This window comes from Mucilaginibacter robiniae (genome assembly GCF_012849215.1).
Classification (GTDB): domain Bacteria; phylum Bacteroidota; class Bacteroidia; order Sphingobacteriales; family Sphingobacteriaceae; genus Mucilaginibacter; species Mucilaginibacter robiniae.
Map to the genome: position 1 here is coordinate 2,302,646 of NZ_CP051682.1, position 13,164 is coordinate 2,315,809.

The window sequence follows — 13,164 nt, forward strand, 5'->3', positions numbered from 1 at the left end:
GAATGATGTTCTTTTAATTTATTCAAAAGGAAAGGATAAGGTAATAGAAAAAGGAGCAGTAATCTAATACTGCTCCCTTTCATAGACCGTATATCTATTTGATGAAAGCCAGAGTTTCTCAGGCTTTGCTCTTCCGGGCCATTTCGATCATCATCGACAGTTCTTCTACAGCGGCTTCATTGCTGCCGTCGAAACCGGTCAGCTTGAAGCGGATGTTACCCTCGGCATCCACCACAAACTTGGCCGGTATACCGACCACTTTGTAACTGCTCACCACTTTGTTTTCCTTAGTTGCAGGATCTTTCAGGTCCATCAATACCTCAAATTTGTAATTCATACTTTTGATGTAGGCACTGGCATCCTGCTTCGCAGTAGCCGAGCGTTCCCAGGTATGAATAAATAGAAATTGTACATTCGGATCGTTTTTGTATTTATTGGCTGCCATCTGCATGGCCGGGAATGATGCCTTGCAAGGACCGCACCAGGTCGCCCAGAAATCCAGTACGACTATTTTGCCCTTATAGTCCTGCAGCGAAACTTCTTTACCATTCAGGTCGGTTAAGGTAAAGGTGGCTGCTTTTTCGTTCAGCATTTCTCTCGTGAGCCGGGTTTTCAGGCCGGCGATAAAGCTTTTGTGCAGATCAGCCGCATATTCGTTAAATCCGGCATCACTGCCTTTTACTTTTACATAAACGGTTTTAAAAAGGGCGGCCATCTCCGGTGTTGCCTTGCCGGCTTTTACAATTTGCTCCAGCTTATCATACGCTTCCTGATTATGGCCCAATTTTTCCAGAATTTGTGCATAACGGTAATTCAGCTGCGGATTAAGCGACGTTGATTTTTGATAGGCCATTTCCGAATACTTCAAAGCCTCATTATATTTTTTTTCATCAAACAGGATATTGGCATAGGTGGTCGTGAGTCCCGGGTAACCGGAAGCGGCAAACTTGGCAGCATTGCTGTCGCCTTTTTGGCCATCCAGGTAGGAGCCGGCGCTGTCCATCGCCTTCTTCGCGTATATTTCCGCATGTACCAGATCGCCGTTCTTTAAAAAGGCTTGCGTCAGTCCGGCGTAAGCATTGCCTTTCCAGAAATCGACCTCCAGCATATTGGCAAAGGCATCGGCTTTGGCAACGTTTTTTTCTTCGGCATATCGCGAGGCGATAGCTGAACGGGCGTAATCATAGACCAAACGGTCGTCGATCTGGGCAGTGGGGAAGCTTTCCGGCGGAAATTTTTTAATCCACTGCCGGTACAAGATCTCTTTTTCCGCACCTGTTTTCGCATCGTAAACTCCTTGTTCGGCTTTAGCCCGCGCTTGCACACCGTTCGGAAACTTTTCAAGGGCCAGTTTGACTAATGAATCTGATTTCCCTGTGTTTTTCAGCCGGTAATAATACTGAGCAGCCAGCATCATCTCCGCTTCCTGGTTGCTGGCGGCCAGTTTACTTAATTGCCGGTCAACCTGTGCGCTGTCTGCTGGTTGTTTGGTCAGCAGTAATTTGTCCAGCTCTTGTCTGGCATTGTTTACCGGAGTTTGCGCTTGGGTGACGGATGCGCTCAGTACTAAGCCCGACAAGAGCAGCAGGCTATGGTGTTTGAATGTTTTATTCATAGTGTTCATGATAATGAGTATTTAGTGTATTCGAAAAAACGTATTGCAATAGGCATAGCGTATTTTCGGTTAATAACCAGGGTTTTGCGTTAAACTGGTATTGAGTAAAATTTGATTGTAAGGAACAGGCATCAAAACAGCTGTCGATTTCCAGCTGGATTTAAGTGGCCCCAGTACCGCATCGGCCTGCCCGGTACGTTTCAGGTCGAACCAGCGGTGTGCGGATTCGCCGAAAAGCTCCACCTTACGCTCGGCCGCAATAGCGGTTAGTAAAGCTGCCTGGGTCGTGGCTGTTGTACCCGTCAGGCCAGCCCGGGCCCGTACCAGGTTTAGGTCACTCTGTGCGCCGCTGATGTTGCCCTGCTGCGCACGGGCTTCCGCACGGATTAGGTACTGTTCAGCCAGCCGCAACACCACATTATATTCGTTGCCACCGGTCACAGTAGACGTGGGCAATTTATATTTGTAAATGCGGTAGTATTTTACCCCGTTATAGATGGTGGAATCTACCCAGGCTATTTTGCGGCCATCTCCGCTTTCAAAGGACTTCATGACGCTGTTATGCAACGTATAAGTAGGCGGGGCAATTGTCATTGTTGAGGTGGATGTCCGGTAACTGGCCCCAACAGTGGAGTAACCATAATAAGTACTGAATTGCAGGATGGTTTCGCTGCTGGTATTGATAAAAACATTACTCAGCGCTGGTAAGCTGTAAGTGCCTGAACTAATGACTTGAGTCGCCTGTGCTTCGGCATTTGCATAATCCTTCCGGTACAAATAAACTCTTGCCAGTAAAGCCGTGGCGGCCCACTTGTTGACCCGCGCTTTCAGGGAAGCCGTTCCGGCGTAAGTGGCAGGTAGCGCACTTTGTGCATCTTTCAGATCGGTAATGATCTGGGCGTACACGGCATCGGCTGTTGAACGGGGAACCGCAGCATTGTTGAGTTCCGTCGGGTCAAGTATCAGGGGTACGCCACCCATGTAATTGACCAGATTGAAGAACATAAAAGCACGGATAAATTTGGCTTCGGCGGTCAGCTGGCTTTTAACCGCAGCGGACATACCGGTTGATTTACTGATGCCGTCAATAGCTAAGTTCGTCTCCCGGATCACCTGGTAAGGATAGGTCCATAAATAACTCTCGTTTGTGGAGTTGGTGGTCAGGACAGCAGACTGTGCGAACTGTTGTAGTTCCGCCGTGGTACCCGGATATTGCAGATCATCTGCCTCCAGACCGCCCAGATAAGTGAAATACTGCAGGCAATACGTCGTTGGGTAGTAGGAATAGATGGAGAGCAAGGCGCTGGTTGCCGAGGCATCGGAAGTAAATGCCTGATCTTTTTCCAACAAGTTTGGCGCTACGTCAATATCAACATACTTTTTACAAGATGTTACGGAAAACGTAAACAGCAGCGCTAAGATGACTTTTTGAAAATTCTGAAATATAGGTTTGTGCGTCATGATGCTTTAAGAATTAAAATGTACAGTTTAAACCGATCACCAGGGTGCGTAACTGGGGTAAGGCGAGGTACTGACCGGTACCTAAGCCGGAGCCGGTTCCAGGAACCGTGGTGTCCGGGTCATAAGTGTACTTCTGTTTTGCCCAAGTAAAGATGTTTTGTCCCTGTAGGTATACACTGGCTGAAGACAGCTTGGCATGGCTGATCCACGATTTGGGTAGGCTATACGTGATGTTGACCGTTTTAAGCTTCAGGTAGGAGGCATCTCCCCAGTTGTAATCCGAGCTGCCAAGGGTTGAATAGGCAGTATTTGAAGTGACGCTGGCTGCCGGAAAAAACGCCATGTCGCCGGGCTGCATCCAGCGGTTCAGAATAGCTGTGCTTTGGTTGGTGTAACTGTAGCCATACGGGTTAGAGGACAGTGTACTATTTTTGTAACCGTAACGATGATTATACTGGAAGGTAAAATCGAGCTGCAGGCTCTTATACGTTAAGGTGTTGGTTATACCACCATAGTAAGGATGACCATAGGGTGCTACGTAACGGTCATCGGCAAAAGCAATGGTACCGTCGCTGTTCTTATCCTGAAAGGTGGGCAGGCCGGTTTGCGGGTTGACGCCGGTGTAATGATACAGCTGCGTAATATTGGTAGGCTGGCCGATGATATACGTGGTTTTATAACTGGAGGTCGCCAGATCTTTAAACGATAGTAACTTGTTCCGGTTGAACGTCAGGTTCAAATTCGTTACCCAACGGAAATCTTTAGCGGCGATATTGGTGCTTGTCAATTCAAACTCCCATCCTTTATTCTGCACCACAGCATCCAGGTTACCCGAATAGCCGGTTGTGCCGATCTGTGACGGAGTGGTCATGTAGTTCAACGGGTTATAAGTCCGGTTGCGGTAGTAATCGGCTTTCAGCAAAATACGGTCCTTTAAAAAGCCGAGCTCGAGGGCCAGATCCAGCTTTCGGGTAGTTTCCCAGCGCAGGTTGGGGTTGGCAATATTGGAAGGCGTATAAGTAGCCGTGCCATTGTAGCTGTAGGTCGTACCTGTAGTTGAGTACAGGGCATAGTACTGGTAATTGGGTATCTGGTCATTGCCGGTGACGCCGTAGCTCCCGCGCAGCTTACCAAAGCTCAAAAAGTTCACGTTTTTCATGAAGCTTTCCTGTGTAAAAATCCAGGATGCTCCGGTTGCCCAGAAATTACCGAAGCGATGATTTTCACCAAAGCGTGATGAACCGTCTCTCCGGAAAGTACCATCTATGATGTATTTGTCCTCCCAGTTGTAGTTTAGCCGGGCAAATACCGCGTTGTATTTGTAGGTGGAATTGTTGTTGTAGGAGGTTGTGATATTTGAGGCAGCCACCAGTGAATTCAAAAGTGCTTCATTTGTGTAGCCTGATCCTGTGAGATAGACACCCGTCGCTTTGGTTTGCTGAAAGGTACTGCCCACCAAGGCCTGCAACTTACCTTGGCTGATGCTTTTCAGGTATTCAAGTTGCGGTTCAATAATGTAATTGCTGTTATCATTATCCGTATACACCAGGGTACTGTTGGTTGAATTGGCGGGATTTTGTGAGCTGGCCGGATTGGTGGCTTGCTGCTTCAGGCGGGTGAAGGTATAACCCAGATTCGCCTTGGCCATTAAACCGGGTAATATCCGGTAACCAAGGTTCAGATTAGTGATTAAATTAGTAGTTTGTGCTTTGGTGGTTCGCAGTAGATAAGCCAGCGGGTTGGTGAGCGTCCAGTTTAAGCTGCCGTCTGTATTATAAAGCGGGTAGTTAGGCGGCAGGTTATAGATTGTGCTTAAATCCGTACTGGGCAGGTTGGTGCCCTCGTAAGAATAATTGCCCGATGCATCAATGCTAAACCGACCATCTTTACTCCGATGTCCGGCATTTAGCCGACCAGAAAAGGTGGTTGCACCATAATCGCCGCGGTAAACCGTGCCTTGTTTACGGTAAGTTGAGGTAAACAAAAAAGTGTTCTGTGCATCACCGCCCGATACGGAAGCGTTTGCATTGGTCGTATGGCCAGTTTCACCAATAGCCCATTTCTGCCAATCGGTGTAGGCATTCGGATCCCATGTCGTTAGATCCAGTGCATTAGCGGCCGTTGGTGTTACGCCGGCATTTGTGAAGGCAGCCCGGCGCAAGGCCAAGTATTCTGCCGTATTCATCATGGGGATATAGTGGTTGACGTTGGTAATACCGCTGTAAACGTTGAAATTGAAAGCTGTTTTCCCCTGCCGTCCTTTCTTGGTGGTAATCAGGATCACACCGTTGGAGCCTCTGGATCCGTATATGGAGGTCGCATCGGCATCTTTCAACACGTCGATTCGTTCAATATCTTCCGGCGCTATGACACTGAATGGGCTCACGCCGCCGTTAGCGCCGCTCGTACCGTAAGCATTCAGGTTATCGGAGGCCGGCGAGCCACCATTAAACAGGGTAAAAGGAACGCCGTCCACCACGTACAGCGGTACAAATCCGGCGCTGGATACGCCGTTACCCCCACCCCGGATATTCACCCGGACACCGGCACCCGGCAGACCATTATCCTGCGTGATCTGCATGCCGGCGATACGGCCCTGCAAGGCCGTAAGCGGGTTGTCAACCGTTTCTTTGCCCAAGTCCTTAGCGGTTATCGAACTCACGGCTCCGGTATTGTCCCTGCGGGTTGTGGTGCTGTAACCAATCACCTGTACTTCGTCCAGGCTACCGGCCAGCGGCAGCAGCTTAACCTGAACAGATGTTTTGCCGGTCACAGATACTTCCTGCGTTTTGTATCCGACAAAGGTGAATATAAGTATATCGTTTTCCGACTCCACATCCAAGTGAAAGTGGCCGTTCGCATCGGTAGCTGTGCTGATTGCACGGTTCATTTTTGAACGTATGGTTACACCAGGTAGGGGCTGTCCGTCTTCATCAAGCACCAAACCGATGATTCGCATAGGTGGCTGGGCGGGTAAGCTATTTTCAGTACTGGTCACCGGCTGCTCAAACAAAATGATATTATGGCCTTGCTGACGGTAGGTTAGGCTGGAGCCTTCCAATAACAGATTCAAGGTTTCTGCTACCGTACGTTGGTTACGGCTGATGTTTATGTTCCTGATTTCGTTAACTCTGGCCGACGGGTAAAAGATGTTAAATCCGGACTGGTCTTGTAAGTGCTGCAAAGCAGCTTTGAGTGATTCCTGCTGAGCCGAGAACGTTATTTGGGTTTCCGAGACGTTTTGCCCCAGTGTTCTGACGGCTGCAAACATGTTACAGCTGAAGATTAAGATAGCTCCGCAACAAACGCTTAACCTCATGATAAACAATAAATTATATTTGTAAAAGGCTTTAATAAAGGGACAGAAATTCCCCTTTGCAAAAGCAGTAGTTTTTTGCATTATTTGTATAAGTTTAAAAAATACGCGAAATGTTTTTTAATCCAACTCCTCATTGCTGTCCAAGGCCGAGGAGTTTTTTTATGGGCACCTGCGCCTCCCGCGCAAGCGGCCTGTTTAACGTTATTGGTCGGGTTGTTTAATCATGTAGTCATTAATTAAGGTGATTGAAAAATAGATTCAGCAGCCCGGCCCGTCGATAAAAGCTTTGTGGCCTTCTATCCGGTAGGTGGCCGATACGGTGCCGGACAACAGGCTTAAGACCTGGTCCAAAGACTCCATGCCGTTAAAATGACCACTGATCAGGCATTTGGCGACGGTAGCGTTTGTAAAGGTGATTTCAACGCCGTACCGTCGGCCTAGTCTTTCGGCTAACTGATTAAAAGGCATGTCGTTGAACTGCATATCCGCTCCGGCCCAGGCTACGATGGCCGAATGAGTCACGAGTTGCTTGGCGACAGTTTTCTGATCCGGCCGGTAAACCAGCTGCTGGTCAGGCAGCAGCACACCCATTACGTTTTTCCGGGCGTTGCTCACGCTTACTTTGCCGCGGGTCACCGATACAATAATTTGTTGGCCAGGATTGGCTTTTATATTAAAGGCTGTTCCCAGAACCGTAGTCGTTACCGGACCGGCTTGTACCGTAAAGGGTTGGTTGCTCCGGTGCCGGACATCGAAATACGCTTCTCCTTTCAAGTTTACCCTTCGCGCCTTGGCATCGAAGCGGAAGGCGATGCTGCTCCCGGAATGCAGTAAAACCGTGCTGCTGTCCGGTAGGAGCACATAGCGGTTTTCCCGGAACTGCACCGGTGCTGTAACAGATTGGAAAATCATGTTTGCAGCAGGCGCGTGCGGTTTGATCCTGCTGACGTAAATTCCGGTGATCAGCAGCAATCCGGTGATGGCGGCCGCTGCGTAATACCATGCCCGGTAACGGATCCGGAGAGCAGCCGAGCCGTAAACATGGTTTTGCAGCCGGTTCAGCATACGTTGCTCAAGGGCTTCCTGTTCTCCTTTCTCGGCAGGCCAAATGGCTTGCTGGTCAGCCTGCTGTTCATACCAGGTGTTTAGTTCTTTCTTTTCCGCTTCGCTAGCTTCACCGGAAAGAAATTTACGGATCAGATCATTAAGATGTCTTTCTTCCACTGTTTTCTGATTCTTTTAAACTATAGTTACATAAGAAGCAGGTTTACCCTTAGTGAAAAGTAACATTTTATGGAAAAAAAAATATTATATTAAAAAAATGGCAATAAAATCTAACTAAGTTGGGGTAGTTTTAGAAAGGAGGAAGTTTTTGAAGTGGAATTTTCCGTAAATTACCAGCAGGGTTGAGCTTTTACACAAAAAGTTGTATGATTTGAAGAATAATCAGCAAGCCAGCGCTTTTTAGAGAATAACGTATAGTTTTTAAAGCCTTCGTCAGATGGGCTTCCACTGTCTTTTCGGCAATCTGCATTTCCCGGGCGATCTGCGCATTGTTCTTGCCTTGCAAACGACTATGCTGGAATACCAGCCTGCATTTCTCCGGAAGCAGGTCGACCACACCATCTATATATTGCTGCAGGAAACGAGCGTATATTCTTTCGTCTGCGAGATCCATTTCCTGGCTTAGGTATAAACTGGCCGCAATATTGCTTCTGCGCTTTTCACGGTACAAGTGGGTTAATACGCTGTATTTAACCGCTGTAGCCAAGTAGTTAGGCAATGAGTGCGGCCGTATCTTGTTCCGGTTGTCCCATAATTTAATGAGAACCTCCTGTACCACTTCCTCAGCAGACGCTTTATCTTTTGTATGATTATAAGCAATAGCCAGTAATCTTTGCCAATAGCGGCGATAAATCTCAGTAATAGCGGCTTTCTCCCCTGCCTGAAGAGCTTCCACTAGTTGCTGATCGTCATACTTTTTGACCATTGATAGGCCAATATATTAACTTTATGTGAATTTTGAATGACTAGGCTATAATTCGCGCTATTTTGAGGCCGATTTTAAGCCTGAGTGTCGTAAGTGGATAATATGGAGCCCTTAATCATATTATTCCGTGTTCCTTTGAGCATGCAATTATGTGGATAGGCATGAAATTTAAACACCAGACTCAGGTACTTAAGATGGTCAAAGTGTTTCGGAATACATGGTCACTCCTTTCAAGCCAAAGGGTCAAGCTTCCGTACCCTCCAAGCTTCAGTTCTGATAGAGTTAGCAAATTGGAGGTGAGCCCCATAACACTCAAACATTTACTTGCCGTTTCAAGGATGCTTACACTGATCGTTCTTATTCTTTCCAGCTTTAAAAAGTATTGGTTTTATCTCCAGCTACTAAACTTTACCGTGTTCGAATGAATTTACTATAAGTGTTTAAGTTTGCTCAGTTAATACATCAAAGATTGAAACTTTTCTACCCATAAGCCTACGTGATAACCATCAGCTAATCCATGATGAACATGGATAGATACCGGCATCGTTTTCTTTCCATTTTCCTCCGTCATTTTTCCGAAAGATATTTTAGGACAGCTATCCGGAATGCTAAAGGATCTTGCATGAGATAACGAGGTAAAATTCAACCAGGGAATGGCGGAGCAATGAATCACGTTCTGTCCCTCGGATGAGGGTATGAGTCCCTGGGTTGACTTGGCTTCATCAAGGATGGATTTGGCAGACTGATAAAATTGATTTTCCTGTGGCTCATAATTGAGATAGGCAAATCCGAAAGTCCCGTTATTGCGGTTAACCGTAGTAGAGGCGTGCACTTGGTCAAACAGATAAACCTCCCCCTGTACAATCCGGTATCGGAAATTTTCTATCTCGTTAGTAGCCTGCAAGGCACGGTAAAGATAATAAAGGAAGAAAGACGCATTCTTTTGCTTGGCTTTCTGGTACGCTTGGGTGCAGTCTATAGTAACCGTAGCACCAAAGAACGGCTCTTCAAACTGGTTAAAAAACGTAAAATGATCTTTTCGAATCCAGGTATCTAAGTTAATTAAGGTTTTCATACTAGTGGCTAAAACGTTTCGTGATCTCGTTAATGTGTGTTAATGGTATGAAGCGCGGATGCTTTAAAGGGCTTTCTACCTGCTCATGAACCCAGGTGGGATGAAAAGGGATGTGAGCGGCAAAAGCACCGGCTTTCAGTACCGGAATAATGTCCGATTTGATGGAGTTGCCCACCATCAGAAAGTTTTCCGGTGAGCAATCCAGCGATTGTAACAACTTATGATAGTCTTTGGGCTGTTTGTCGCTCATAATGCTGATATGATGAAAGTATTGCTGCAAGCCAGATTTTTCCAGTTTACGCTCCTGATCAAGCAAATCTCCCTTTGTCGCAATGACTAAACGATGTGTGGGGTACAAGCTTTCCAATGTTTCCTTTACGCCTGGTAGTAGCTCTACCGGCTTTGCTAATAGCTCCTTACCCAAAGTAATAATCCGGTTAATTAAGCCTGCTGGAAGATTATGGCTTGTAATGCGCAAGGCTGTTTCAATCATAGATAACATAAATCCCTTAACACCATAACCATACGAAGAAAGGTTCTGCATCTCTGTCTGAAATAGTTCTTGAGTAATAGTATGCTGGGGAAGATAATCTTCTAATAAAGCACAAAATTTTCGTTCCGTATCCTGAAAATGAATTTCGTTCTGCCATAAAGTGTCATCTGCATCAAAGGCGATGGTCGTGATTTGATTGTTCATCGGTAATCTGTACATTTCTGCCAACAAACTTCCATAAATCCGAAAACCGAAAGAAGGACATTTGTCCTAAGCAAAAAGAACAAAGGGACATGCTGCGTATCAATCCATCTTTTCTTATTTATATTGAAAACCTTTATCAAAGTCAGAATCGTAAAGAAGGCATCATGTTACGGCGGTATGCTCCTAAACAGCGTATGATTTCGCAAGGCGAGAACTTCAATAAGGTTCTGCTGATTAAAGAAGGAATAACCAAGTGCTTTTTTGCCGAAGAAAATGGCAAAACGTTCATTTTAGAGTTTCTAAGCAAGGGCGAGATCGTGGGAGAAATTGAAGCCGTTCGAAAGATTTCTGCCCTGTGTAATATCGAGGCCATCACGGAAGTTCATGCTTACGCTTTATCGGTCGTTTATTTCAAAGAGCTATTGGACAGGGATTTAAAGTTTAATCAATTGCTGATTGATACCTTTGCCCAGAGAATCACCAACACCTCAAGCCGTGCCTCTTTTCAGCAGTTATACACTGTTGAATATAGCTTAGCTAAATTATTACAACTGATAGCTGAACAGCAGCTTAACCTCTCCAAAGAAGACATGGCGGCCTACTTGGGTATCAACATCAGGAGCTTGAACAGGGCATTGAAAAATCACTATGAATGAAATACCTGTACATGATTCTGTTGAATAGCACTAAATTAATCTATTTCCAAGATATTAATTGTTTAATCTTGCTTCGAAACGAGGGGAATATTATCAGAGGCTCCATTCTATTCATAATCATATAAGCCAACAAGCTAGTTAGAAAAAATTTGGCCCAGAATCCTCAATTATTACTTGATACCTGCTTGTGTGATAGCGCCACCATGCGACGCTCTTGGATAATCGGTATACCCTTTTTCCTCTCCTGTGTAATAGGTGTCCAGATTAGCTTCAGATAGTGGTAGTTGATATTTAAAACGCTCAACCAGATCAGGGTTGGCAATAAACAACTGGCCAAAAGATACCAGATCAGCTTTGCCTTCTTTGAGGATGGCATTGCCGGTCTGCTGTGTAAAGCCTAGGTTGGCCATTAACCTGCCCCTATAATGATGGCGGAAATGGCTAAAATAGTCGTTTTGTAATATCTCAACAGGTGTACCTGTTAAGTCTTGTGCCGGACCTGCAATGTGCACGAAGGCCAGGTTGTAATCATTCAGCTTCTTTAAGATGTACTGGAACATGGGTATGGTCTCTTCATCAGGGGTTACAATACCCACATGGGTGTACATAACCGGCGTAAACTTAATGGCTACCCGGGTGCTGTCCCAAACTTCTATGATCGCGTCCAGAATCTCAAAAATAATACGGGCTCGGTTTTCGATGCTACCCCCATACTCATCCGTACGCTGATTAGTGGATAAGCTTAAAAATTGCGGAATCAACATCCCTGCCTGCGCATGTATTTCAACACCGTCGAAACCTGCATGCTTAGCATTTTGACCAGCTTGTTTATAATCCTGCACCGTCTGTCTGATTTCAGCAATGGTCAGCTCCCGCGGTGTCAGGGAATCCTTAAACCCGTCAGGCGTATACGATTGCGTTTGCGGGTTAATGGCGGATGGCCCAGCAGGCAGTTCGCCGTTAAGATGATCAGGGTGGGAGGCGGAGCCAATATGCCCCATCTGGGAGAAGATCAAACCGCCTTTATCATGTACGGCCTGGGTGACCAGTTTCCATCCTTCAATCTGTTCCCGGGTGTAGATGCCCGGTACGTTGATAAAGCCTATAGATTTTGGATTCACCCACGTGCCTTCACTTAAGATTAGTCCTGCTGAAGCGCGTTGCGCATAATACTCCGCCATCAATAGCGTAGGTACCAGTGCTGTATTGGTGGCACGGCCGCGGGTCATGGATGCCATAACTACCCGGTTTTTTAACTTTAAATCGCCTAACTGGTATTCTTCTAAAAGGGGTTGTGCTGTATTTTTCATTGCTTTTTTTAAGCAAACCTCGGGCATATGCTTCAATGGTACAATAAGGGAGAACCTTATGGCATAGGGATAAATTCATCCCTTATACTAAATTGTGATACAATGCCTATTTTTGAATAAAGAGAACCGGCATATGTACGAAAGAAAGATACCGTTGACTATCGATTGCGGCCTGCACCTGACCAAGGAGGTGCTGAATGGCAAATGGAAGCCGGCCTTGCTGAATGCTATTTCGATGGATATAAAACGGCCCAGTGAAATCCTGCGTCTATTGCCTGGTGTCACCCGCAGGGTGCTGACCGTACAGCTCAAAGAGTTAGAGGAACATGGCATGGTAGAGAAAAAGATCTACCCGCAGTTGCCGCCTAAAGTAGAATATTCATTAACAGAGATAGGTTGGTCATTGATGCCTATCATTGATGCCATGAACCAGTGGGGGGATGCTAACCGGCAGTTTTTGGAAACGGTAATCACCCAAGATCCTAAAGTAACGCAGGTTTCAAAATCACCCTGCCATGTTTACCGGCATATGCTTGCAGAGCGTAAAAGCGGATGAAATTTTGGTATGAATTTTCTAGATGAGAAATCTGAATTTAAGATTTCAAACTATAACTAAAGAAGCAAAATACAATGAATAAAGAAGATTTATTCGATTTGGCGGTAAAATTGGAAAACCAACGCTGTGCTGCAATGGTAACCGGGAACATCAATGACCTAAGAAAATGCTTTTCTGAAGATTTATTTTACGGACATGCAGACGGGTTTTCTGATAGGTTCGAAAGTTTCATTCAACGTCTGGTTTCTGGGTCTGTTAAATATAACCCAGTTATATCTTTGGTGCATGAAGTAGTGTCCTTGGGTCAGGATGCCTTCACCCTGAACGGTGAGATAAAGGTTGAGGCTGCCATCCATTCAGTTCCTGTTTTCCTGCATTGTCTCTATGTTGGCGTGTGGAGATTGGAGAATGCACACTGGAGGTTCGTTGCGCATCAAAGTGCCAAACTGCCTGCATCGACGTAACTGTAGAACGATCGATGGCTT

11 protein-coding genes are annotated in these 13,164 nt (G+C 46.0%); 3 read left to right on the forward strand and 8 right to left on the reverse strand.

Annotated features, from left to right (window positions below):
* Positions 1-118 precede the first annotated feature (118 nt).
* From HH214_RS10330 to HH214_RS10360, 7 genes are all read right to left on the reverse strand, one after another.
* Entirely contained in the window at positions 119-1,615 is a 1,497-nt protein-coding gene (locus HH214_RS10330) for a redoxin domain-containing protein (RefSeq protein ID WP_169607417.1), read from the reverse strand.
* A gap of 69 nt (positions 1,616-1,684) precedes the next feature.
* On the reverse strand, positions 1,685-3,076 hold the full coding sequence (locus HH214_RS10335) for a RagB/SusD family nutrient uptake outer membrane protein (protein ID WP_169607419.1): 1,392 nt from the start codon (positions 3,074-3,076) through the stop codon (positions 1,685-1,687).
* A 13-nt stretch (positions 3,077-3,089) separates the two neighbouring features.
* Positions 3,090-6,347 (reverse strand): SusC/RagA family TonB-linked outer membrane protein, encoded by a 3,258-nt coding sequence (locus tag HH214_RS10340; RefSeq protein WP_169607421.1) that lies wholly within the window; start codon positions 6,345-6,347, stop codon positions 3,090-3,092.
* Positions 6,348-6,653: 306 nt separating this feature from the next.
* A complete protein-coding gene (locus tag HH214_RS10345; RefSeq protein WP_169607423.1) occupies positions 6,654-7,619 on the reverse strand; it encodes a FecR family protein in 966 nt (321 codons plus the stop codon).
* A 190-nt stretch (positions 7,620-7,809) separates the two neighbouring features.
* A complete protein-coding gene (locus HH214_RS10350) occupies positions 7,810-8,385 on the reverse strand; it encodes an RNA polymerase sigma-70 factor (protein ID WP_169607425.1) in 576 nt (191 codons plus the stop codon).
* A gap of 454 nt (positions 8,386-8,839) precedes the next feature.
* Positions 8,840-9,460 (reverse strand): chloramphenicol acetyltransferase, encoded by a 621-nt coding sequence (locus HH214_RS10355; protein ID WP_169607426.1) that lies wholly within the window; start codon positions 9,458-9,460, stop codon positions 8,840-8,842.
* 1 nt (position 9,461) lies between these two features.
* Positions 9,462-10,157 carry an HAD family hydrolase gene (locus HH214_RS10360; protein ID WP_169607428.1) on the reverse strand — a complete coding sequence of 232 codons (696 nt, stop codon included), beginning with the start codon at positions 10,155-10,157 and terminating at the stop codon, positions 9,462-9,464.
* Between the two features lie 89 nt (positions 10,158-10,246).
* Here HH214_RS10360 and HH214_RS10365 point away from each other — a divergent pair, with 89 nt between their 5' ends.
* Complete coding sequence (locus HH214_RS10365; RefSeq protein WP_169607430.1) at positions 10,247-10,813, forward strand: Crp/Fnr family transcriptional regulator; 567 nt, start codon at positions 10,247-10,249, stop codon at positions 10,811-10,813.
* Between the two features lie 170 nt (positions 10,814-10,983).
* Here HH214_RS10365 and HH214_RS10370 read toward each other — a convergent pair whose 3' ends face one another.
* Positions 10,984-12,123: an alkene reductase gene (locus HH214_RS10370; protein WP_169607432.1), complete on the reverse strand. Its 1,140-nt coding sequence runs from the start codon at positions 12,121-12,123 to the stop codon at positions 10,984-10,986.
* A gap of 133 nt (positions 12,124-12,256) precedes the next feature.
* Here HH214_RS10370 and HH214_RS10375 point away from each other — a divergent pair, with 133 nt between their 5' ends.
* Positions 12,257-12,679: a winged helix-turn-helix transcriptional regulator gene (locus HH214_RS10375; RefSeq protein ID WP_169607434.1), complete on the forward strand. Its 423-nt coding sequence runs from the start codon at positions 12,257-12,259 to the stop codon at positions 12,677-12,679.
* 74 nt (positions 12,680-12,753) lie between these two features.
* Positions 12,754-13,143: a nuclear transport factor 2 family protein gene (locus HH214_RS10380; protein ID WP_169607436.1), complete on the forward strand. Its 390-nt coding sequence runs from the start codon at positions 12,754-12,756 to the stop codon at positions 13,141-13,143.
* The last annotated feature ends 21 nt before the right edge of the window (positions 13,144-13,164 follow it).